This is a genomic window from Pseudonocardia sp. ICBG601, assembly GCF_020496245.1.
On sequence record NZ_JAHLJA010000068.1, the window covers coordinates 1 to 22,703 of the forward strand.

16 protein-coding genes and 5 pseudogenes are annotated in these 22,703 nt (G+C 73.2%); 4 read left to right on the top strand and 17 right to left on the bottom strand.

What is annotated here, in order from left to right:
• Nucleotides 1–46: 46 nt before the first annotated feature.
• From KPL57_RS69965 to KPL57_RS66945, 11 genes and pseudogenes are all read right to left on the bottom strand, one after another.
• Nucleotides 47–748, bottom strand: a complete 702-nt coding sequence (locus KPL57_RS69965) for a hypothetical protein (protein ID WP_226352849.1) — start codon at nucleotides 746–748, stop codon at nucleotides 47–49.
• Nucleotides 706–2,220: pseudogene (locus tag KPL57_RS20585) on the bottom strand (hydantoinase/oxoprolinase family protein); the annotation flags it as partial. The pseudogene KPL57_RS20585 and the gene KPL57_RS69965, both read right to left, overlap by 43 nt.
• 14 nt (nucleotides 2,221–2,234) lie before the next feature.
• Nucleotides 2,235–3,650 (bottom strand): amidase, encoded by a 1,416-nt coding sequence (locus tag KPL57_RS20590; protein WP_226352821.1) that lies wholly within the window; start codon nucleotides 3,648–3,650, stop codon nucleotides 2,235–2,237.
• The gene (locus tag KPL57_RS20595; RefSeq protein ID WP_226352822.1) at nucleotides 3,647–4,327 is read right to left on the bottom strand and encodes a carbon monoxide dehydrogenase subunit G; all 681 of its coding nucleotides are present in this window, start codon (nucleotides 4,325–4,327) and stop codon (nucleotides 3,647–3,649) included. The genes KPL57_RS20590 and KPL57_RS20595 overlap by 4 nt, the downstream gene beginning before the upstream one ends.
• Complete coding sequence (locus tag KPL57_RS66935; protein ID WP_264198351.1) at nucleotides 4,324–5,568, bottom strand: molybdopterin cofactor-binding domain-containing protein; 1,245 nt, start codon at nucleotides 5,566–5,568, stop codon at nucleotides 4,324–4,326. Before KPL57_RS66935 ends, KPL57_RS20595 begins: the two co-directional genes overlap by 4 nt.
• Complete coding sequence (locus KPL57_RS66940; RefSeq protein ID WP_308252951.1) at nucleotides 5,514–6,701, bottom strand: molybdopterin cofactor-binding domain-containing protein; 1,188 nt, start codon at nucleotides 6,699–6,701, stop codon at nucleotides 5,514–5,516. The genes KPL57_RS66935 and KPL57_RS66940 overlap by 55 nt, the downstream gene beginning before the upstream one ends.
• On the bottom strand, nucleotides 6,698–7,183 hold the full coding sequence (locus tag KPL57_RS20605) for a (2Fe-2S)-binding protein (protein ID WP_226352823.1): 486 nt from the start codon (nucleotides 7,181–7,183) through the stop codon (nucleotides 6,698–6,700). Before KPL57_RS20605 ends, KPL57_RS66940 begins: the two co-directional genes overlap by 4 nt.
• Entirely contained in the window at nucleotides 7,180–8,010 is an 831-nt protein-coding gene (locus KPL57_RS20610; protein WP_226352824.1) for a xanthine dehydrogenase family protein subunit M, read from the bottom strand. The genes KPL57_RS20605 and KPL57_RS20610 overlap by 4 nt, the downstream gene beginning before the upstream one ends.
• Entirely contained in the window at nucleotides 8,007–8,216 is a 210-nt protein-coding gene (locus KPL57_RS72440; protein WP_374203759.1) for a hypothetical protein, read from the bottom strand. The genes KPL57_RS20610 and KPL57_RS72440 overlap by 4 nt, the downstream gene beginning before the upstream one ends.
• Nucleotides 8,132–9,428 (bottom strand): annotated as a pseudogene (locus tag KPL57_RS69975) (uracil-xanthine permease family protein). The gene KPL57_RS72440 and the pseudogene KPL57_RS69975 overlap by 85 nt, the downstream one beginning before the upstream one ends.
• 166 nt (nucleotides 9,429–9,594) lie before the next feature.
• The gene (locus KPL57_RS66945) at nucleotides 9,595–10,878 is read right to left on the bottom strand and encodes a hypothetical protein (RefSeq protein WP_264198352.1); all 1,284 of its coding nucleotides are present in this window, start codon (nucleotides 10,876–10,878) and stop codon (nucleotides 9,595–9,597) included.
• Nucleotides 10,879–10,954: 76 nt separating this feature from the next.
• Here KPL57_RS66945 and KPL57_RS69980 point away from each other — a divergent pair, with 76 nt between their 5' ends.
• Genes KPL57_RS69980 through KPL57_RS20640 form a run of 3 tightly spaced genes read left to right on the top strand, consistent with a single transcriptional unit; the run spans nucleotide 10,955 to nucleotide 14,506 of the window.
• The gene (locus KPL57_RS69980; protein ID WP_226352827.1) at nucleotides 10,955–11,662 is read left to right on the top strand and encodes a DUF2877 domain-containing protein; all 708 of its coding nucleotides are present in this window, start codon (nucleotides 10,955–10,957) and stop codon (nucleotides 11,660–11,662) included.
• On the top strand, nucleotides 11,659–13,086 hold the full coding sequence (locus KPL57_RS20635) for an FdrA family protein (protein ID WP_226352828.1): 1,428 nt from the start codon (nucleotides 11,659–11,661) through the stop codon (nucleotides 13,084–13,086). Before KPL57_RS69980 ends, KPL57_RS20635 begins: the two co-directional genes overlap by 4 nt.
• Before the next feature lie 13 nt (nucleotides 13,087–13,099).
• Nucleotides 13,100–14,506, top strand: coding sequence for a DUF1116 domain-containing protein (locus KPL57_RS20640; protein ID WP_226352829.1), 1,407 nt, complete (start codon nucleotides 13,100–13,102; stop codon nucleotides 14,504–14,506).
• Here the strand turns inward: KPL57_RS20640 and KPL57_RS20645 are convergent.
• A complete protein-coding gene (locus tag KPL57_RS20645; RefSeq protein WP_075308864.1) occupies nucleotides 14,484–14,789 on the bottom strand; it encodes a hypothetical protein in 306 nt (101 codons plus the stop codon). The genes KPL57_RS20640 and KPL57_RS20645 overlap by 23 nt on opposite strands.
• Nucleotides 14,790–15,084: 295 nt before the next feature.
• Between KPL57_RS20645 and leuA the strand changes: the two genes are divergently transcribed.
• A complete protein-coding gene (gene leuA / locus KPL57_RS20650) occupies nucleotides 15,085–16,881 on the top strand; it encodes a 2-isopropylmalate synthase (protein WP_075308866.1) in 1,797 nt (598 codons plus the stop codon).
• 59 nt (nucleotides 16,882–16,940) lie between these two features.
• Here the strand turns inward: leuA and KPL57_RS20655 are convergent.
• From KPL57_RS20655 to KPL57_RS20675, 5 genes and pseudogenes are all read right to left on the bottom strand, one after another.
• Nucleotides 16,941–18,065, bottom strand: a pseudogene (locus KPL57_RS20655) (ABC transporter ATP-binding protein).
• Nucleotides 18,062–19,060, bottom strand: a pseudogene (locus KPL57_RS20660) (ABC transporter ATP-binding protein). The pseudogenes KPL57_RS20655 and KPL57_RS20660 overlap by 4 nt, the downstream one beginning before the upstream one ends.
• The gene (locus KPL57_RS20665; RefSeq protein WP_020623366.1) at nucleotides 19,057–19,983 is read right to left on the bottom strand and encodes an ABC transporter permease; all 927 of its coding nucleotides are present in this window, start codon (nucleotides 19,981–19,983) and stop codon (nucleotides 19,057–19,059) included. The pseudogene KPL57_RS20660 and the gene KPL57_RS20665 overlap by 4 nt, the downstream one beginning before the upstream one ends.
• Nucleotides 19,980–20,986 (bottom strand): annotated as a pseudogene (locus KPL57_RS20670) (ABC transporter permease). Before KPL57_RS20670 ends, KPL57_RS20665 begins: the two are co-directional and overlap by 4 nt.
• A gap of 76 nt (nucleotides 20,987–21,062) precedes the next feature.
• Nucleotides 21,063–22,700 (bottom strand): ABC transporter substrate-binding protein, encoded by a 1,638-nt coding sequence (locus KPL57_RS20675; protein ID WP_226352830.1) that lies wholly within the window; start codon nucleotides 22,698–22,700, stop codon nucleotides 21,063–21,065.
• Nucleotides 22,701–22,703: the final 3 nt, after the last annotated feature.

Sequence of the window (22,703 nt, forward strand, 5' to 3'; positions counted from 1 at the left end):
CGGCCGGGCGCTCGGTCGCCGCCGTCGTCGCTGGGGTTCGCTGGGGTCACTGGGCGGCCCTCCGGGTCACGATGATGTTCAGGCGGCTGTCGACGCGGGCGGTGAAGCCCGGGTGCAGCGGGACGGTGGAGCCGAACTCCTCGACGATGGCCGGGCCGTCGACGACCGCGCCGGGGACGAGGTCGGTCCGCCGGTACACCGGGGTGTCGAGGTAGCCCTGCGCGGCGTCGAAGCAGACCGGGCGCCGGCCCGCCGCGGCGACGACCGGGTCGGCGACGAGGTCGTGGGTGGCGATCTCCCGGCGGCGGATCGGGCCGATGCCCGAGACGCGGAGGTTGACCCACTCGACCTGCTGGCCGGGGTCGCCCGCGAAGTCGTAGCCGTAGAGGGCCCGGTGCGCGGCGTGGAAGGCGTCGGCGACCGCGGCCAGGGTGTCCGGGTGACGGGTCCGTCCGGCACCGGGACGCGCACCTCGAAGGCCTGCCCGAAGTAGCGCAGGTCGGCGGTGCGGACGAAGGCGTGCTGCGCGGCCGGGAACCCCTCCCGGTCCAGCGCGGCCGCGGCCTGCGCGGTGAGGTCGTCGACGACGCGGGAGACCTCGGCCGGGTCGAGCCCGTCGGCCAGCGCGACGTGGGTCTGCACGTAGTCGTTCTTCACGTCCACGGTGAGCAGGCCGAACGCGGACACGTTGCCGGGGTTCGGCGGGACCAGGACGGTCGGGACGCCGAGCACGTCGACGAGCCGGCACAGCAGCAGGGAGCCGGACCCTCCGAAGGTGGTGAGGGCGAAGTCGCGCACGTCGAGGCCGCGCTTGACGGTGACCTGGCGCAGCGCGTTGGCCTGGTTCCAGGCGGAGATCTCCAGGACGCCGGCGGCGCAGGCCTCCGGGGTCAGGTCGAGCTCCTTGGCGAGGCGCTCGACGCCAGCGCGGGCGGCGGCGACGTCGAGCGGGATCTCCCCGCCGAGCAGGTGCGGGGGGATGCGGCCGAGGACGACGTGCGCGTCGGTGACGGTCACCTCGGTGCCGCCCCTGCCGTAGCAGAGCGGACCGGGGTCGGCGCCGGCCGAGTGCGGGCCGACCTTGAGGGTGCCCTCCGGGGAGATCCAGGCGATCGAGCCACCGCCGGCGCCGACGGTCACGACGTCGATCATCGGGATCTTGGACGGGAACCGCCCGACCGTGCCCTCGGTGGTGAGCGTCGGCTCGCCCCCGATGACGACGCTGACGTCGGTGGAGGTGCCGCCGCCGTCGGAGGTGAGGACCTTGTCGTAGCCGGCCTCCTGCGCGATCAACGCGGCGCCGAGCGCCCCGGCGGCGGGCCCGGACAGAACGGTCGTGATCGGCTGGTGGACGACCTCGTCGGCGGACAGGACGCCGCCGTTGGACTTCATGACGTAGAACGGGATCGCGCGGCCGTCGTACTCGGTGAGCCGCTCGGTGATGTTGGCGACGTAGGCCGACAGCCGCGGCTTCACCGCGGCGTCGACGAGGACCGTCGTGGCCCGCTCGAACTCGCGGTACTCGCGCAGGACCTCGCTGGACAGCGACACGACGGCGGCCGGGTGCTCCTCGGCGAGGACCTCCCGCATCCGCTGCTCGTGGGTGGGGTCGGCGTAGGCGTGCAGGAAGCAGACGCCCAGGGTGTCGACGCCGTGGTCGCGGAACCAGCGGGCGGTCGCGCGGGCCCCGGCCTCGTCGAACGGGCGGACCTCGGCGCCGGTGAAGTCGAGCCGGCCCTCCACCCCGCGGACCAGGTCGCGGGGCACGATCCGGTTCGGCTTGACCCAGAAGTAGGAGTTGCCGTAGCCGTCCGGCACCGACTGGCGGGCGATCTCCAGCATGGCCTCGTAGCCGGCGGTGGTCACGAAACCGAGCCGGCCGACCTTCCCCTCGAGCAGGAGGTTGGTGGCGACGGTCGTGCCGTGGCTGACGGCCTCGATGTCGGCGGCTGTTCTGATGCTCGTTCCGCCTGCGCTCCTCTGGCCCGCACCCAGCAGCTCCAGGACCTTGTCGATGCCGGCGAGAAAGCCGTCCGCCGGGTTGGCCGGGGTGGAGGGCGTCTTGGTCGTGACGAGCTCGCCCGACCCTTCGTCGAAGGCGACGACGTCGGTGAACGTGCCACCGGTGTCGATGCCGATCCGGATGCGCCGGCTCATCGGGGTCCTTCCTGCCTGGGGTCGGTAGTGTCGATTGAACTCACCGACCGAGCGGTGGGACATGGCGACTTCTGCCGTCAAAGCGCCGTTCGAGTGGCACTCTTCGCCAGTGCCTCGACCGCGGCCGCGACCTCCAGGAGGTACCGGTCGGCGCCGTGGCGGGCCACGATCTGGACACCCACCGGGAGCCCGTCGGGGGTGGTCCCGAACGGCACCGAGACGGCGGGGCAGCCGGTCACGGTGATCAGGTAGGCCGAACGCATCCAGTCCAGGTAGGAGTCCATCGGCATCCCGTCGACGGTGTCCGGGAACTCCCGGTCGGCAGGGAACGGCGGGACCTGCGACACCGGCAGCACCAGCACGTCGTGGTCGGCGAAGTACTCCCGCATCCGGTGCGCCAGCGTGGTGCGCCGCTGGAACGCGACGGCGACGTCCGCGCCGGTCAGCGACTCCCCCGCCCGGATGTTCGCTGCCAGCGAGGACTTGAACTCGGTCGGGTGCACGGCCAGCTGCAGACCGAACCGGGCCTGGAAGTGCCACGCACGCAGGGTGCGGAAGCACTCGTCGGCGCCCGTGAGGTCCGGGATCGAGCCGGTCACCGCCGCGCCGGCCCCGGCCAGCGCCACCCCGGCCGCCTCGACGACCGCCCGGACGCTCCGGTCGACGGCGAAAGCCCCGTCCAGGTCTGCGGACAACCCCACCCGCAGCCCGGCGAGCGACGCCGGGACGACCGGTGCCCCGAAGGCCGCGCCGGGGTCGCCGAGCGCATGCGGCGCCCGCGGGTCCGGCCCGGCCAGCACCGACAGCAGCAGCGCCAGGTCGTCGACGGTGCGGGCCATCGGCCCACCGGTCGAGGTGGGCTCCCACATGTTCGCCGACGGCCACTCCGGCACCCGCCCCCAGGACGGCCGCAGTCCGACGACCCCGCAGAACGACGCCGGGTTGCGCAGCGAGCCGCCCATGTCCGAGCCCTCGGCCAGCGGCACCATCCCGGTCGCCAGCGCGCACGCCGCCCCGCCCGAGGACCCGCCGGCGGACCGGGTCGGGTCGTGCGGGTTGAGCGTGGTGCCGAACACCCGGTTGAAGGTGTGCGAACCGGCCGCGAACTCGGGGACGTTGGTCTTGCCGATCGTCACCGCACCGGCCGCCCGCACCCGCTCCACCAGCAGCTCGTCGGTGTCCGGGACGTGCTCGGCGAACAGCGGGGAGCCGTACGTGGTCCGCCAGCCGGCGACGGCGTGGGTGTCCTTGAACGCGAACGGCAGCCCGTGCAGCGGACCGGGCTCCGCCCCGGCGGCCAGTGCGCGGTCGGCGGCCTCGGCCCCGGCCCTGGCGCGTTCCTCGTCGAGGGAGACGATCGCGTTGAGCCGCGGGTTGCGCAGCGCGATCCGCTCCAGGTGCAGGTCGAGCAGCTCGCGGGCGGAGATCTCCTTGGCCCGGACCGCGGCGGCCTGCTCGCGGGCCGGGGTCGCGACCGTGATGTCGGCGCTCACCGGCGACGCCCGATCACGGCGCCGACCAGCACGCCCAGCAGCGCGACGGCCGCGCCGATCCCGATGCCGCGGGTGAGCTCACCGCTGCCCGGGCCCCCGGCGGCGGACGCGGACGTGAACACCTGCGCGCCCGTCACCGGCTCGGCGTAGGCCGGAGCGCCGACGAGCGGTGCCGGCTCCGCCACCGCTACGGCAGGCCCGGGGACGGCGGGCACAGGGGGCACGGCACCCGCACCACCTGCGCCGATCGCCGCGCCGACGGCGTCGAAGAACCGGTCCGCCATCCGGGTGGACACGCTGGCGAGCATCCGCTGGCCGACGCCGCCGACCATACCGCCGACCGTCGCGTCGGCGGTGTAGCCGATCCGGGTGCCGCCCGCGCCGAGGTCGTCGAAGGTGACGTCGACGACGGCGTCGACCGTGCCCGGCCCACCCGCCCCGTTCAGGGTCATGACCAGCGACTCGTGCGGTTCCAGCTTCGACAGCGCGCAGCTGCCGGTGTAGGTGCCCCTGATCGCGGCGACCCCGGCGGTCACCGTCATCGCGTAGGCGTTCTCGCCGGTCGGCTCCAGCCGTTCGCAGCCGGGAATGGTCGCGACCAGCACCCGGGGGTCGAGCAGCGCCTCCCAGACCCGCTCGACCGGGTGCTCGACGACGTTGCTGCCACTGATCTTCACGAGCGGTGCTCCTCACGCAGGCTGAACAGGTCCGACGGCGAGATCGGCATCGCGGTGACCGGGAAGCCCTCGGCGTCCTCGACCGCGGCGGCGATCACCGCCGAGACCGGGATGACACCCGCCTCGCCCGCCCCCTTGATCCCGAGGGGGTTGAGCGGCGAGGGCGTCTCCAGGTGGTCGATCTCGATCCCGTCGGGGACCTCGGACACGTACGGCATCAGGAAGTCCATGAAGGACGCGTTGAGCAGCTGGCCGGACTCGTCGTAGGCCATCCGCTCGTACAGCGCGCCGCCGACGCCCTGGGCGACGCCGCCGTGGATCTGTCCCTCGACGACCATCGGGTTGATCAGGTGGCCGCAGTCGTGGACGACGGCGTAGCGCAGGATCCGGATCTCGGCGGTGTCCGGGTCGGTCTCGACGATCGCGGCGTGCATCCCGGAGGCGTAGGTCGCCCGCGGCGTGCTGTGGAAGTCGGTGCCCTCCAGACCCGGTTGTTCCCCGTCGGGGACCGGCAACGCGTCCGTGTCCCCGACCGAGAACTGGGTGGCGGCCTTCGAGGCCTCGTCGAAGGCGTAGCGCAGCGGGTTGGACAGCACCGACAACGTGCCCAGCGGGATCGACCGCTCGGTGCCCCGCACCCCCACCACGCCGTCGACGATCTCCAGGTCCGCGACGTCGGCCTCGAGCGCGTCGGCGGCCAGCCGCAGGGCCTTCTCCTTCGTCCGCCGGGCGGCCTTGAGGACCGCCGAGCCGGACATGACCGCGGCCCGGGAGGCGAACGTGCCGACCGCGTAGGGCATCCGCCGGGTGTCGCCGGTGACGACCTCGACGTCGGAGAACCGCACCCCCAGCTCGTCGGCGACGATCTGGGCGAACGCGGTCTCGTGGCTCTGGCCCTGGGTGGTGAGCCCGGTCGCGACCGTGACCCGGCCGGTCGTCGCGACGTGCACGTGCGCACCCTCGTAGGGGCCGACGCCGGTGCCCTCGACGTAGCAGGCCAGCCCGATCCCGACGGTCCGGCCCTGCTCGGCGCAGTCGCGGCGGAAGGCCGCGAACCCGTCCCAGTCGATCAGCGTGCGCAGCTTCTCCAGCAGGGCCGGGTAGTCGCCGGAGTCGTACTCCAGCGGCCTGCCGTCCTGGAAGATCAGGCCGTGGTCGTAGGGGAACTCGTGCGGGTGGATGAAGTTCACCGCGCGGACCTCGGCGCGGTCGCGGCCCAGGTAGCCCGCGATCGCGTCCATCGTGCGCTCCATGGCGAAGCAGCCCTGGGGCGCCCGGCGCCGCGGTACGGCGTCACGATCACGGTGTTGGTGTAGAGCGAGGAGAAGGCGACCCGGTAGGCGCCCGGCTTGTACGGGCCGAGCAGCTGGGTCGAGGTGATGATCGGGACGATCAGGCCGTACGGGGTGTAGGCGCCGTGGTCGTGCCAGAACTCGACGTCGAGGCCGAGCAGCCTGCCGTCGTCGTCGAAGCCGACCTCGACGTGCTGGACCTGGCCGCGCTCGTGGGCGGAGGAGACGAAGTGCTCGCGCCGGTCCTCCACGAACTTCACCGGCCTGCCCAGGGCGCGGGCGGCCATCGGGACCAGCAGCTCCTCCGGCCACGGGTGGACGATCTTGACGCCGAAGCCGCCGCCGACGTCCGGGGTGATCACGTCGACCCGCCCGATGTCCAGGCCCAGCCGCGTCGCGACGGCGGCGCGGACCCCGGTGGAGCTCTGGGTGGAGGTCCACAGGACGAGCCGGCCGAGGGCGGGGTCCCAGCGGGCGACGGTGCCGCGGCCCTCCAGCGGCATGCACGCGCTGCGCTCGATCTCCAGGTCCAGCTCCAGGCGGTGTGGCGCCGCGGCGATGGCGGCCGGGGCGTCGCCGACGGCCTGCTCCAGCCGGGCGCCGACGTTGCCGGGCACGTCGTCGTGCACGAGCCGCTCGGCCGCGCGGGCCGCCGCGACCCCGACGACGGCGGGCAGCACCTCGTAGTCGACGACGATCCGGTCGACAGCGTCCTCGGCGAGGTAGCGGTCCTCGGCGACGACGAACGCGACCGCCTCCCCGACGTGGTTGACCTCGTCGCGGGCCAGCGCGAACTGGGTGCGGCCGTGGGTCAGCGCGGGGTGCGGGATGAGCACGGGCAGCGGCTCCGCCATCGGGCCGGTCAGGTCGTCGTGGGTGTAGACCGCGTGCAAGCCCGGCACGTCGAGGACGCCGGACACGTCGATGTCGCGGATGCGGGCGTGCGCGTGCGGGGAGCGCAGCACCGCGGCGTGCAGCACGCCGGGTCCGGGGTCGACGTCGTCGAGGTAGCGGCCGCCGCCGCGCAGGAAGCGCTGGTCCTCGACCCGCTGGACGCGCTGGCCCATGAGCTTGGTGGTCACCGGGCGGCCCCGATCTCGGCGGACCGCTCGACCGCCGTGACGATGTTCTGGTAGCCGGTGCAGCGGCAGAGGTTCCCGCCGATCATGTCGCGGGCCCGCTCGTGGGTGGGGCAGGGGTCGCGGCGCAGCCCGGCGGTGATCGTCGTCAGGAAGCCGGGGGTGCAGAAGCCGCACTGCAGACCGTGGCACTCCGCGAAGGCCTGCTGCACCGGGGACAACGACCCGTCCGGCTCGGCCAGCCCCTCGACGGTGGTGATCGCCCAGGACTGCGCGGCGACGGCGAGCATCAGACAGGCCCGTGCCGGCTCGCCGTCGAGCAGGATCGTGCAGGCCCCGCAGACCCCGTGCTCGCAGCCGACGTGGGTGCCGGTCAGGCCGAGGTCGTGGCGCAGCGCGTCGGACAGCAGCCGCCGTGCCGGGACCCGCAGGTCGTGGACGACGCCGTTCACCGTCAGCCGGATGTCGTGGAGCGTCTCGCTCATCGCCCGCCTCCCTGCGCGGTCGCGTTCCGGGTCGCCGCGGCCACCACCCGGTCGGTCAGGACCCGGACCAGCTGTCTCCGGTAGGCCGCCGTGGCGTGGATGTCGGTGGTCGGGTCCAGGTGGTCGAGGGCGGCGTCGGCCCGGTCGGCCGGGGCCACACCGGTCAGGTCGACGACCACCGGGACGTCGCTCACCGACAGGTAGCCGACCCGGACCCGGTCGCCGTCGACGACCGCCCCCGCACCGACCAGGGCGTAGTCGCCGTGCCGGCGGGCGACCTCGTCGAAGGCGACGCCCGCGCCCGCCGGCAGGGCGGGGAAGAACGCCGAGACGGCGATCTCGTCCGGGCCGACCGCCGACTCCAGCGGGCCGACGAACAGCTCACGCGCTCCGATCGTGCGGCGCCCGGCGGGCCCCTCGACGTCGAGCGACCCCTCCAGCAGCCGCAGCACCACCGGCATCTCGGCGGCGGCGTCGGCGTGCACGAGGGACCCGACGGTCGTGCCGCGGTTGCGGATCGTGGGGTGCGCGACGTGGGCCAGCGCGGCAGGCACCAGCGGCTGGAGCCTGGCGAGCAACGGTGACTCCAGGACCGCGGTGTGCCGGGCCAGCGCGCCGACCCGGACACCCCCCTCGACCTCGGTGATCGTGTCCAGGCCGGGTACGCCGTTGATGTCGACGACCAGGGACGGTGCGGCCAGCCGCATGGACAGCAGCGGCACGAGACTCTGTCCACCGGCCAGCACCTTCGAGTCCGGCGCCGCGAGCGCGGCGACGGCCCCGGCCAGGTCCGTCGGGCGGACGTAGTCGAAGGGTGCGGGCTTCACGGGCTGTCCTTCGCCTCCCCGTCGTCGACCCTGGTCACCATCGTCCCGGCGTGGCGTCCCGGACGGGCCGGTCGTCCCGGACCGGCGGTCGCGCAGCGCACGACGGCGTGGAAGTAGACGATCACCAGGATGGTGCCGAGCGCGATGCCGCCCAGCTCGAACCCGTTGCCCAGGTCCAGCGCGACGCCGCCGATGCCGGCGACCATGCCCGCCGCGAGGCCGACGAGGTTGCGGGGCTCGCCGAAGTCCACCCCGTTCTCCACCCAGATCTTGGCGCGCCGACCAGCGCGATCATCCCGTAGAGCACGAGCGTGATCCCGCCGAGCACGCCGCCGGGGATCGCCCCGACCAGCACGCCGAACTTGGGGCACAGTCCGAGCAGGATCGCCACGGCGGCCGCGACGTAGTAGGCCGCGGTGGAGTACACCCTGGTCGCACCCATGACGCCGATGTTCTCGGCGTAGGTCGTGGTCGGGGACCCGCCGAACAGGCTGGCCAGCGCGGTGGTGGCGGCGCCGTCGGCGCCCAGCGCCCGGCCCAGGTAGGGGGTCGAGGTCGTCGCCGGTCATCTCGGCGACCGCCTTGACGTGCCCCAGGTTCTCGGCGACCAGCGCGATGACGCCGGGGAGCACCAGCAGCACGAACATCAGCGAGAAGCTGGGCGCGTGCACGGCCGGGACGCCGTCGTCCAGGGTCCCGCTGGGCAGGCCGAACCAGGCGGCGTCGGCCAGGCCCTCGAAGGAGACGCGCGAGTGCGGCTCCGGGGTGCAGTCCGTACCGCCGCAGGAGGTGATCGGGCCGCTCAGGAGGTCGAGCAGCCAGGAGAGCACGAACCCGAAGACGAGCGCGAGGAACACCGCGATCCGTCCCCAGAACCCGCGGAACAGCACGGCGGCGCAGACCAGGAACGTCGCGGTGAGCAGCGCGGTCCACTGGTCCACCGGCCAGTACACCGACGCGACGACCGGGGCCAGGTTGAACCCGATCAGCATGACGACCGCACCGGTCACCGCGGGCGGGAGCACCCGGTGCACGAGCCGGGCGCCCGCGACGTGCACGAACACACCGATCGCGAGCAGCACCAGGCCGGAGACCATGATCGCCCCGGTCACGGCGGCGGAGTCGCCGCCGGCCGCCCGGATCGCCGCGACCCCGCCGACGAAGGCGGCGCTGGTGCCGAGGTAGCTGGGCACCATGTTCTTGCAGACGACCAGGAACAGGACGGTGCACAGGCCCGAGAACAGGATCGCGAGGTTGGGGTCCAGCCCCATCACCACGGGGAACACGAAGGTCGCCCCGAACATCGCGACGACGTGCTGCATCCCCAGCCCGACCGTCTTCCCCCAGGGGAGCCGCTGGCGGGGTGCGACCGCCTCCCCCGGCCCCGGATCGACCACTTCCCACCTGAACATCGACATGGCGATCCCTTCACACGGCACCGGAGACCCGACTCAAGCTAATGAGACCCAGGTCGCACCTCGACGGCTACTACTGCCGATTGATCGGTGGATCCACTGGCACGAATTGATGACGCCAGCACGATGCCTGCATGCGTCGGGCCGTGCGGTTTCCGCTGGATGTCGTTCACGTTCCGCCCGGTCGGCCGACGATGCGCAGCGCCTGCAGCGCGACGGCGACGTCGAGCCGCAGGTTCGGGTCCGTCGACAACGGACCGAGGAGCCGTTCCAGCTTGGCGACGCGGGTAGCGCATCGTGTTGTAGTGGAAGAACTGCACCCGGGCCGCCTCGGCCACGGTGAAGTTCGTGTCGAGCAGGACCTGCAGGGTCTCGCGCAGCTCGGCGGCCTCGGTGGTGGCCTCGGCGAGCGGGCCCAGCGCGTCGCGGACGAAGGAGTCCAGCTCCGCCGGGTCCGGGACGAGCGCGAGCAGCCGGTGCAGGCCGAGCTGGTCGAAGAACGTCGTGCTGCCGCCCCCGGAGATCCGGCGGCCCACCTCGACCGCCCGCCGTGCCTGGGCATAGGCACCGGGCAGGGCGTCGATGTCGGGCACCGGGCGGCTGACCCCTGCCGAGAACTGCCGTCGCCCGCCGCCCTTGTCCCCGGCGACCGCGGTGACGGCCCGCCGCACGATGTCGCGGCCGGGGGCGGACCGGGGTCCGCGTCGACCGGCAGCAGGGTCACGACCTCGGAGGAGAAGTCGACGGTGGGGATGCCCTCCCCCAGCCCGGAGCAGACCTGGCGCCACCCCGCCGAGAACCGCTTCTGCCAGGCGCGCCACTGCTCGGCCGGGACCCGCGCGTCGATCGGGTCGAGCTCGGCGGTCAGCACGACCATCGGGCGGCGCAGGTCCCAGCCGAGGGTGTCCGCGTGCTCGGCGACGTAGGCGGGGTCGGCGGTGCGGCGCAGCAGCAGGTCCCGCAGGAAGTCGCCCTGGTACTTGGTCTCGACGGCGGTGACCGCCTCCTCGCGGGTGATCAGCAGCGCGGCCACCGCGGCGGCGCGCTCCAGCGCCTGTACGTCGTCCGGGGCGAGCCGGGCGGTCAGGCGCACGCAGACCAGCCGGGCGAGGTTCTGCCCACCGGCCGCGACCCGCAGGGTGCGGGCCTCCCCGCCCGCGACCGGGACACCGTCGATCCCCATCCGCTCGACGCGCAGCCGGCCCGTCGGGTCGACGAGGTCGTGCTCGGTCAGCATCCGGAGCTGGTCCTCCGACAGCGCCGACGCCCGCTCCCGCCCGTCGGTGGAGGTGACCGCGACGCCCACGTCGAGCACCCGCCCGACCTCGGCCGCGATCCCCGCGAGGTCCCCGCCCTCCAGCGCGATCCGGGTGAGCCCGGTGTGCAGCGCGTCGAGCCGGGCCAGCGCCTCGCGGGCCGGGAACTCCGGGTCCCCGGTCTCCTCCGTCAGCAACTGTTGCCGCCCCTTCGGTCCGAAAGTGGCACAAGTTAACATCGGCGGACGCTGCTGCCCAGGCTAGTTTCGGTCCGTGATCGGAGTCAGCGCACCCGTCCGGGTCCGTGACCTGCTGCGGCGGGCCGCGGACGGCCCGGTCCGGGTCGTGCACCGCGGGTCCGACGCCGTCTACCTCGCCGTCCACGACGACGGTCGCGAGACCTGCGTCGGCGGCCTCGGCGCGGACGCGGTGCCGGTGCCCTGCGGACTGCGGTCCCGGCTCCCCTCGCTCGCCGTCGGCACCGCCGCCGTGCACGGCGGGGTCCTGCACCTCGACGACGAGCCGGTCGTCGTCCGGCGGCTGGTCGACACCCGGGTGCCCGCGCGGTCCCCGCTGCCCCGCACCGGGCTCCGGCCGGCCCCCGGCCTGCCGGCCGAGGTGACCCCGGCCGCCGTCGCCGGGCTCGTCGGACGCGGCGAGGGGCTCACTCCGCTCGGCGACGACGTCCTGTGCGGCTGGCTCGCCCTGCACCGGGCCGCCGGCGTCGCCACCCCCGAGGTGGACGCCGTCGTCCTGGCCCACCTGCACCGCACCACGCTGCTGTCCGCCGAGCTCCTGCGGTGTGCCCTGCGCGGCGAGGTCGTGCCCCAGTTCGCCGCGCTGGTCACCGCACTCGGCACGTTGGCCGAGCCCGCGGCCCGCGCCGCGCTCGACGCCGTCGGGCACACCTCCGGGGCCGCGATGGTCCACGGCGCCGCGCTCGCCCTGTCCGCCCTGCACACCGAAGGAGTCGCCGCATGACGACGACGCACGTCGAGGTCCGGCCCGGCGCCTACGCCGACTCGGTCACGCTGCTCCGGGTCAGCCGCACCGCCCAGCAGCTCGACGGGGTGGTCGCCGCGCAGGTCGCCATGGCCACCCCGCTCAACGTCGACGTCCTGACCGGCATGGGGTTCTCCGTCCCCGCCGGGACCGGCGCGAACGACCTGGTCGTCGCCCTGCACCTGACCGGTGACGACGCGTTGCCCGCCGCCGTGGCAGGTGTCGACCGCGCGCTCGCCGAGGCGGCTCGCCCGGCGCCGGACGGCGGCGGGGCCGGTGCGGTCGCGCCGCCGCGCACCACCGCCACGGCGCTGGACAGGGCACCGGGCTCGGTCGTGCTCGTGTCGGTGCCCGGGCCGCACGCCACCGTCGAGGCGATGGACGCCCTCGACGCCGGCAGCGACGTCATGATCTTCAGCGACAACGTGCCGGTGGAGCAGGAGGTGGCGCTCAAGCAGGCCGCCGCGCAGCGATCCCTGCTGGTCATGGGCCCGGACTGCGGGACGGCCGTGCTGGACGGGCTCGGCCTGGGGTTCGCCAACGTCGTCGAGCCCGGCCCGGTGGGACTCGTCGCCGCGTCCGGGACCGGGTGCCAGCAGGTGATGGCGCTGCTCGACCACGCCGGGGTCGGTGTGCGCGCCGCGCTCGGCGTCGGCGGGCGGGACCTGTCCGCGCCGGTCGGCGGCCTCGCCACCCGGGAGGCCCTGCGCCGCCTCGACGCGGACCCGGCCGTCGAGCTGATCGTGCTGGTGTCCAAGCCCCCCGCCGCCGAGGTCGCCGAACGGATCGACCGGCTGGTCGCGACGCTCACGACGCCGGTCGAGTACGCGCTGCTCGGGCCGGGCAGGCCCGACCTGACCGCGGCGACCGAGGCCGCCCTGGTGCGGCTGGGCCGACCCGTCCCGGACTGGCCGGTGCACGGCACCGCGCGGCCGGCGTCCGGCGGGCACCGGCTGCGCGGCCTGTTCGTCGGCGGCACGCTCGCCACCGAGTCCGCGCAGATCGCGGGCGAGGACGCTGCCCGGGCCGGCCACACCTTCGTCGACTTCGGCGACGACGAGTGGACCCGTGGCCGCGCCCACCCGATGATCGACCCGACGGTGCGCCTGGAGCACCTCGCGGCCGCGCTGGCCGACCCGGAGACCGCCGTCGTCCTGCTCGACGTGGTGCTGGGGCACGGCGCCGAGCCGGACCCGGCCTCCGTGCTGGCCCCCGCGGTCGCCGGGTCCCGGGTGCCGGCCGTCGTCTCGGTCGTCGGGACCGGCGCCGACCCGCAGGACCTGGCCGCGCAGATCGACGCGCTGGTCGCGGCCGGCGCGGAGGTCCACCTCTCGCACGCCGGCGCCACGCGCCGGGCACTCGCACTCCTTCCCGCCGACACGACGACCGGAGCCGCCCGATGACCACCCCTCGCTGGTGAGCACCGGCACCGACCTGCTCGCCGACGCCGCCGCCGACCAGGCGGTCCCGGTCACCCGGGTCGACTGGCGCCCGCCGATGGACGGCACCGCGGCCGATCTGGCGACCGTCGCCACCGACCCGCTGCGCCGGGCGGCGAACGACCGCGCCCTCGCCGCGATGCTCGACGTCACCGCGACGCTCGTCGACGTCGCCCCGGCCTCGGAGGTCCTCGGCCTCACCCCGGGAGAGTTCCTGCACGCCGGGCCACCGATCACCTGGGAGCGCGCGTCAGGCCCGCTCCGCGGCGCCCTGATGGGCGGCGCCGCGCTGGAGGGCCTGGTCACCGACCCGGAGGACGCCGCGGCGCTGTTCGCGTCGGGCTCCTCGGTCTCGCTGGAGCCGTGCCACCACCGCGGGGCGGTCGGCCCGATGGCCGGCGTCGTCACCCCGGGCATGTGGATGTTCGTGCTCGAGGACCCGGCCACCGGCCGCCGTGCCCACTGCTCGCTGAACGAGGGGCTGGGCAAGGTCCTGCGCTACGGCGCGTACGGCCCTGAGGTGATCCGGCGGCTGCGCTGGATGGGCGACGTGCTGGACCCGCTGCTGCGCGGCGCCGTCCGGGCGCGGCGGGACGCGGGTGAGCCGGTCGACGTGACCGGCGTGCTGACCCAGATGCTGCAGATGGGCGACGAGGCGCACAACCGCAACCGGGCGGGGACCCTGATGCTGCTGCGGGACCTGGGCCCGGACCTCGTCGCGACGGCGGCCGCCGCCGGCGTCCCGAGCACCGACGTCGCGGAGGCGCTGCGGTTCGTCGGGGGCAACGACCACTTCTTCCTGAACCTCGCCATGCCCGCGTGCAAGCTGGCCCTGGACGCCGCCCGGGACGTCGACGGCTCCACCATGGTGGTGGCGATGGCGCGCAACGGAACCGACTTCGGCATCCAGGTCTCCGGCACCGGCGACGAGTGGTTCACCGGCCCGGCCCAGCTGGCCGACGGCCTGTTCCTGGGCGACTACGGCCCGGCCGACGCCAACCCCGACATCGGCGACTCGGCGATCACCGAGACGGCCGGGATCGGTGGCTTCGCCATGGCGACCGCCCCGGCGATCGTGCGGTTCGTCGGCGGGACCGTGCCGGACGCACTGGCCACCACCCGCCGGATGCGCGAGATCACGCTCGGGGAGAGCCGGCGGTGGACCGTCCCGATCCTGGAGTTCGCCGGGGTCCCCAGCGGCATCGACGTCACCCGGGTCTGCCGGACGGGCATCCTCCCGCAGATCAACACGGGGATGGCCGGACGGGTCGCGGGCGTCGGGCAGGTCGGGGCCGGGCTCGTCACCCCGCCGGCCGAGATCTTCCCGAAGGCGCTCACCCGGCTGGCGGAGCGGACGGTCCTCAGACGCGGCGCAGCAGCCTGACGACGACCGTGGTGATGATCAGCCAGAGGATCGCCGCGACCCCGTAGTTCAGCGTGACGGCCATCTTCGGCTGGGCCGGGGTGAACAGGTCACCGAGGCCGAGGTTCAGCTGGGCCGCCCACGACGAGATGTACTCGGTGAGGAAGTTCGCCGGGTTGGCGTCGAGCAGGGTCAGCACGATGTGCGCGACCAGGATGGCCACGATCACCAGGCCCACGATCCGCACGATCGTCGCGATGATGCCCACGCCCTGCCGCACGGTCGTACCCACGGTTGCCGCCATCACACACCCCTTTGTCTCCGACGGCGTCATGGTCGCACCGCCGTGCCCTCACTGCCCCCACAACGAGGAAGAACGCTCTCGGTTGTGATCACTTCGTTGCGTGCCGTCGTCCGGGTGACACCAACACCGGTCCGGGACAGCGGGTTGCCGTGCAACGGGGGGTCGGGTCTACGGTGGGGGCATGGCGCGCCTGCTCCTTCGCCGCCGCGGCGGGGTCTGAACCGACCGGCCCCTCGTCGCGGGGTTTCGCGTGTCCGCCGGTCGCCACGACCGTCCGACATCAGGAGCAGTTCCCGTGACCACCTCTCCCGACGCCTACGAGGCCCGCGCCCGCAGCAACGTCCGCACCCCCGAGGGCGCGCCGCACGCGACCCAGCCGGCCTGGAACCGCCAGCGCGGCTCGCAGATGCCGGTGCACCGGTACAAGCCGTTCCATCAGCTGGTCGAGCCGGTCTCGCTGCCGGACCGCACGTGGCCGGACAAGGTCATCGACACCGCGCCGCTGTGGTGCGCGGTCGACCTGCGTGACGGCAACCAGGCGCTGATCGACCCGATGAGCCCGCTGCGCAAGCGGCGCATGTTCGACCTGCTGGTACGCATGGGCTACAAGCAGATCGAGGTCGGCTTCCCGGCGGCGAGCCAGACCGACTTCGACTTCGTCCGCGAGATCATCGAGGACGAGGCGATCCCGTCCGACGTGCAGATCCAGGTCCTGACCCAGGCCCGGCCGGAGCTGATCCAGCGGACCTTCGAGGCCTGCGAGGGCGCGCACTCGGCGATCGTCCACCTCTACAACTCGACCTCGATCCTGCAGCGCCGGGTCGTCTTCCGCTCCGACCGCGCGGGCATCACCAAGATCGCCACCGACGGCGCGGAGGAGGTCGCGAAGTTCGCCGAGAAGTACCCGGCGACCGACTGGACCTTCCAGTACTCGCCGGAGTCCTACACCGGCACCGAGCTGGAGTACGCCGTCGAGATCACCAACGCGGTGAGCGCGATCTGGCAGCCGACGCCCGAGCACCCGATGATCGTCAACCTGCCGGCCACCGTCGAGATGGCGACGCCGAACGTCTACGCGGACTCCATCGAGTGGATGCACCGCAACCTGGCCCGGCGCGACGCGCTGATCCTGTCGCTGCACCCGCACAACGACCGCGGTACCGGCATCGCCGCCGCCGAGCTCGGCTACCAGGCCGGCGCCGACCGCATCGAGGGCTGCCTGTTCGGCAACGGCGAGCGCACCGGCAACGTCGACCTGGTCGCGCTGGGCATGAACATGTTCACCCAGGGCGTCGACCCGCAGATCGACTTCTCCGACATCGACGAGATCCGCCGCACCGTCGAGTACTGCAACCAGCTGCCGGTGCACGAGCGCCACCCGTGGGGCGGCGACCTGGTCTACACCGCGTTCTCCGGCTCCCACCAGGACGCGATCAACAAGGGCTTCGCCGCGATGGAGGCCGACGCCGCCGAGGCCGGGCACCCCGTCGCCGACCACACCTGGGAGGTCCCGTACCTGCCCGTGGACCCGAAGGACATCGGCCGCACCTACGAGGCCGTCATCCGGGTCAACAGCCAGTCCGGCAAGGGCGGCATCGCCTACATCATGAAGACCGAGCACCAGCTCGACCTGCCGCGACGGCTGCAGATCGAGTTCAGCCACGTCATCCAGGCCTTCACCGACACCGAGGGCGGCGAGGTCGAGCCCAAGGCGATGCGCGACGCGTTCGACGTCGAGTACCTGGGCCGCGAGACCCCGCTCAAGCTGGTGCGCCACCGCGTCCACAGCGACGGCGAGGGCCGCGACGAGATCGTGGCGACGGTGCGCGTCGAGTCCGACCTGCACGAGATCGCCGGCTCGGGGAACGGGCCGATCGCGGCGTTCGTGGACGCGCTGGCCGGGATCGGGTTCGACGTCCGGGTCCTCGACTACCACGAGCACGCGATGGGCGGCGGTGACGACGCCCGCGCCGCGGCCTACGTCGAGTGCGCCGTCGAGGAGAAGGTGTTCTGGGGCGTCGGGATCGACAGCTCGATCACCAGCGCCAGCCTCAAGGGCGTCGTGAGCGCGATCAACCGCGCCCTGCGCTGACGCCTCCACCACGCCGCGCGAACGGGCCGTCCGTACGACCTCTCGTACGGACGGCCCGGTCACGGGTGACCGGTGGGCCGGTCAGCGGCCGATCGCGTCGCCGAGGGTGATCTGCTGGCCGGGTACCTCCGGGCGCTGCCCGGGCCGACGGCGGCGTCGGCCTCCTCCGCGGTCACCTCGTGCGGGTGATGACCCCGTCGCGGATGGCCTCGGCGTGGTGGCAGGCGACCCGGTGCCCGGTGGTGTCGCCGTCGAGCGTCCGGAGCTGCGGGCGCTCGGTGGAGCACCGGTCCTCCTGACGCCACGGGCAGCGGGTGTGGAACCGGCACCCGGCGGGCGGCGCGGCCGGCGACGGCAGGTCCCCGGACAGCAGGATCCGCTCGCGGGTGTCCTCCACCGTCGGGTCCGGCTGGGGCACCGCCGAGAGCAGCGCCCGGGTGTAGGGGTGCAGCGGGCCGTCGTAGAGCGCGCGGGCCGGCGCCTCCTCCACGATCGACCCGAGAGTACATCACCCCGACCCGGTCCGACACGTGCCGCACGACGGCCAGGTCGTGCGCGATGACCAGGTAGGTCAGACCCACTCACGCTGCAGCGAGCGCAGCAGGTTGAGCACCTGGGCCTGCACCGACACGTCCAGCGCGGACACCGGCTCGTCGGCGACGACCAGGTCGGGCTCCACACACAGCGCCCGGGCGATCCCGATGCGCTGGCGCTGCCCGCCGGAGAACTCGTGCGGGTAGCGGCGCAGGGCCGCCTCGGGCAGCCCGACCGCACGCATCAGCTCGGCGAGCCGGTCCGACCCGGCCGCGATCCCGTGCGCGGGCCAGCCCCTCGCGCAGCAGCGACCCGACCGACTGGCGCGGGTCCAGGCTGGACATCGGGTCCTGGAACACCATCTGGAACCGGCGGCGCATCCGGCGCAGCGGCTCCCCGGTGAGCGCGGCGACGTCGGTGCCGTCGAAGGACACCGTGCCCGCGGTCGGCTCGGTGAGCTTGAGGATCGCCCGCCCGAGGGTCGACTTGCGCAGCCGGGACTCACCGACCAGGCCGTAGGTCTCGCCGCGCTCGATCCGCAGCGAGACGCCCGTCGACGGCCTTGACGTGCCCGACCGTGCGCTGCACCAGCACACCCCGGGTGATCGGAAGTGGACCTGCAGGTCCTCGACCTCCAGCAGGGGGCTCATGCCGTCGCTCCGATCGGCTCGGGGTTGTGGCAGCGCAGCAGCCGGCCCGCCGCGTCGTCGGCAGCCGGGGTGACCGAGGTGCAGGTCTCCAGCGCCCGCGGGCAGCGCGGCGCGAAGGCGCAGGCGTGGTCCCAGGGCAGGTTGTCCGACACCGACCCGGTGATCGCGGGCAGCTCCGCGGCGGGGTCGGAGTCCAGCCGCGGGATCGACCGGATCAGCCCGGAGGTGTACGGATGCCGCGGACCGCCGAACAGCGCGTGCCGCTCCGCGCGTTCCACGACCCGGCCGCCGTAGAGCACGTTGACCCGGTCGCAGAGCCCCGCGACGACGCCGAGGTCGTGCGTGATCATGATCAGCGCCGTCCCCGTCTCGGCGACGAGCTCGCGCAGCAGCTCCAGGATCTGGGCCTGGATGGTGACGTCGAGGGCGGTGGTCGGCTCGTCGGCGATGAGCAGCTTTCGGCCGGCAGGCCAGCGCGATCGCGATCAGCGCGCGCTGGCGCATCCCGCCCGACATCTGGTGCGGGTAGGCCGACACCCGTCGGCCGGGTCGGGGATGCCGACGCGCTCCAGCAGGGAGACGGCCTCGCGGCGGGCCTCGTCCTTCCCCATCCCGCGGTGCCGGGTGAGCGCCTCGGTGATCTGGACGCCCACCGACACGACCGGGTTCAGCGACGACAGCGGGTCCTGGAAGACCATCCCGATGTCGTGACCGCGCCGCTCGCGCAGCTGCGCGTCGGACAGGGTGAGCAGGTCGGTCGGGCTGCCGGTCCCGTCGTCGAACGTCACGGAGCCGCCCACCCGGGGGGTCCGCCCCGGGAGCAGCCCCATGATCGCCAGTGAGGTCACGGACTTGCCGCAGCCGGACTCGCCGACCAGGCCGACGACCTCACCGGGGCGCACGTCGAACGACACCCCGTCGACGGCGACGACGTCGGCCTCGCCCCGGCGCACGAAGCGCACGGACAGGTCCTCGACGGACAGCCGGGGGTTCATCGGCGTCCCTTGGGGTCGATGGCCTCGCGCAGCGACTCGCCGAGCAGCGTGAACCCGAGCGCGACGACGATGATCGCGATCGCCGGGTAGACCGCCAGCCCGGGCCGGACGTCGAGGTAGGGCTGTGCGGAGGCGAGCATCAGGCCCCACTCCGCGCGGGCCGGGTCGGCGTCGCCGAGGCCGAGGAAGGAGAGCGCGGCCGCGTCCAGGATCGCCGTCGCCAGGGTCAGCGTGGCCTGGACGATCACCGGGCCGATCGCGTTGGGCAGCATGTGCCGCAGCACCACCGCCCGTCGCTTCACCCCGAGCGCGGTGGCCGCGAGGACGTGGTCGGAGTCGCGCTGGGCGAGCATCGATCCGCGCAGCAGCCGCGCGAAGATCGGCACGTTCACCAGCGCGACGGCGATGATGACCGTGGTCTGGCTGGGCCGGGCGGCCAGCGCCGCGACCGAGATGGCGAGCAGCAGCGACGGGATCGACAGGAGCACGTCGGTGACCCGCATGAGGACGGTGTCGATCCAGCCGCCGAAGGCCCCGGCGAGCACGCCGATGACCAGACCCACCGCGAGCCCGAACACGGTGGCGAGCACGCCGACCAGCAGGGTCTGGCGCGACGCCAGGATCATCCGGGAGAACTCGTCGCGGCCGTTCTGGTCGCTGCCGAGCGGGAAGCCGGGCTGCGGTCCGGGGATCGAGCCGGGACGCAGCTGGTCGAGCAACTGCGGGAAGGCCTGGGCCGGGTCGTGCGGGGCCAGCAGCGGCGCGAACACCGAGACCAGCACGAACAGCCCGATGATCACCGCGCCGACGATCGCGGTGGGGCTGCGACGCAGCCGGCGCAGCGCGTCGGCAGACAGGCTGCGGCCCGCGGTGTCGTCGATCCGGTCCCTGCGCCGTTGCGCCCAGGTGGTCGGTGCGCTCATCGCAGCCTCACCCTCGGGTCGATCACGGCGTAGGACAGGTCGACGAGCAGGTTGACCAGCACGTAGATCAGTGCGCCGAGCAGCACCACGGCCTGCAGCCGCGGGTAGTCGCGACGCTCGATGCCCTCGGCGATCAGGGTGCCGATGCCGGGCCGGTTGAACACCTTCTCGGTCAGCACCGCGCCGGCGAGGAGCAGGCCGGTCTGCAGGCCGATCGTCGTGGAGACCGGCAGCAACGCGTTGCGCAGGACGTGCCGGCCGCGGACGGTGCCCGGCGCGAGGCCCTTGGCGTTGGCGGTGCGGACGAAGTCGGACTCCAGCACGTCGAGCACCGAGGCCCGGGTGATCCGCACGATGACGGCGAGCGGGATCGTCGCCAGCGTGACGGCCGGCAGCACGAGGTGCATCAGCGAGTCCCAGCTGGCGTCGAACTCGCGGGTGAGCAGGCCGTCGAGGGTGGGGAAGCCGGTCACCGAGGTGGCGTCGATGCCGGTCGACTGCAGCCCGGACGGCGGGAACAGGCCGAGGTCGACGGCCAGGAACTGCTTGAGCACGTAGCCGAGGAAGAACACCGGCACGGCGACGCCGACCAGCGTTCCGACGATGGTCAGGTTGTCCCAGATCCCGCCGCGGTGGCGGGCGGCGAGGTAGCCGAGCGGGATCCCGAGGGCGACGGCGAGCAGCAGCGCCGCCAGGGAGAGCTCGATCGTGCCCGGCAGCGCGCGGCCGAGCTCGGTGATCACCGGGTCTCCGGTGACGAGGGAGGCGCCGAAGTCGCCGGTCAGCGCCCGGCCGAGGTAGTGCAGGTACTGGATCGGGATGGGTTGGTCCAGGCCCAGCGTCTTGTTGAGTGCGGCGATCGACTCCGGGGTCGCGCCTTGTCTCCGAGCAGCGCACCGGCCGGTCCACCGGGCAGCGAGCGCAGCCAGGCGAACAACAGCACGGACAGGATGAGCAGCGTCGGGACGACCTGGAGCAGGCGGCGCGCGACGAAGCGCAGCATGCGTGGATGTCCTCAGTGGTGGGAGGCGGGACACGCGGCCGGGCGCCGCGGGGTCTCCGCGGCGCCCGGGGCACGGTCAGTTCTTGCTGACGGAGACGAAGCGCTCGTCGGTCAGCGGCGACGGGACGAGGCCCTGCACGTTCGGTCCGACGACGATCGCCGGTCCGGTGGTCAGGATCGGCACGGCCGGCAGGTACTTGGCCATGATGTCCTTGTTGGCCTGCTGGTACGCCGCGGCGTGGCCGGCCGGGTCCGGGATGGCGTCGGCCTTGGCCAGCTCGGCGAACATCGCCGGGTCCTGCGGCCCGAACTCGGCCTTCTCCCGGCCGAAGAACGTGCCGACGAAGTTGCCGGCGTCGTTGTAGTCGCCGGTCCAGCCGAGCAGGTGTAGGTCGTGCTTGCCGGCCTTCTGGACGTCGTCCTTGTAGCCGCCGTTCCACGGCCGCGCGACCGGGTTGACCGTGATGCCGACGGCCTTCAGGTTCGCCGACATCGCCGAGAACAGGTCCGCCGGGTTCGGCATGTAGGGGCGGGTGATCTCGGTCGGGTAGTAGAAGTTCAGCGTCAGGTTCTGCGCGCCGGCCTCGGCGAGCAGCTGCTTGGCCTTCTCCGGGTCGTACGGGTACTCGGTGACGTCGTCGGCGTAGCCCGCGACGGTCGGCGGCACGAACTCCTTCGCGACCGCGGAACCCTCCGGCATCTTCGTGCGGACCAGCGACTCGCGGTCGATCGCGTAGGCGAGCGCCTGACGGACCCGAAGGTCCTTGAGCTTGGGGTTGTTCTTCGTGTTGATGCCCATGTAGAGCAGCGAGAACGGCTGGCGGATCAGCACCTGGTCGCCCTGGTCCTTCAGGGTCTGGTAGTCCGCGGGCGACGGGTAGTCGTAGCCGTCGATGGTGCCGGCGGCCAGCTCCTGCTTACGGGCGTTCTCGTCCGGGATGATCTTGAAGATGAGCCGGTCGAGCTTGGCCTTCTCGCCCCAGTACTGGTCGTTGCGGACCAGGGTGATCGTGTTGTTCGCCTTGTCGAAGCTCTCGAACTTGAACGGCCCGGTGCCCGTCGGGTGCTCGTTCGCGTAGGCGGGGTAGGTGAAGGAGTCACCGCTCTGGGTGACGGCATCGGCGTCGTACTGCTTGAGCGCCGTCGGGCTGGAGATCGAGAACGACGTGAGGCCGAAGGCGGCCGGGAACGCGCCCTTGAACTTGTTCAGTGTCAGGACGGCGGTGTTCGGGCTCTGCGCCGTGCAGGACTTGTAGAGCGGTGCGCCCGAGGCGTCACCCTCGTTCTTGGCGAAGCCCTCGAAGACGTCGCCGTAGTAGATCATCTGGCTCTGGGCCGCGGCGCCCTTCATGTTGAACCAGCGGTCGAAGTTCGCGCAGACCGCGGTCGCGTCGAACGGCGTGCCGTCGTGGAACGTGACGCCCTCGCGGAGGGTGAACGTCCAGGTCTTGCCGTCCGGAGTGGACTTCCACTCGGTGGCCAGGCCGGGCTCGAGCTCGGTGATCCCCGGCTTGTAGGTGATCAGCGTGTCGAACATCTGCCGCGCCGGGCGGAAGCTCTCGCCGTCGTCGTTGAAGATCGGGTCGAAGTTCTTCGGCGCGCCGGCGGCACCGAAGACGAACGTCCCCCCTGCGGCGTCGCCGCCCGCTCCGCGCTCCGAGCTCGCGCAGGCGGTCATGCCCACTGCGAGCACGCCCGCCATGACCGCCGTCATCCA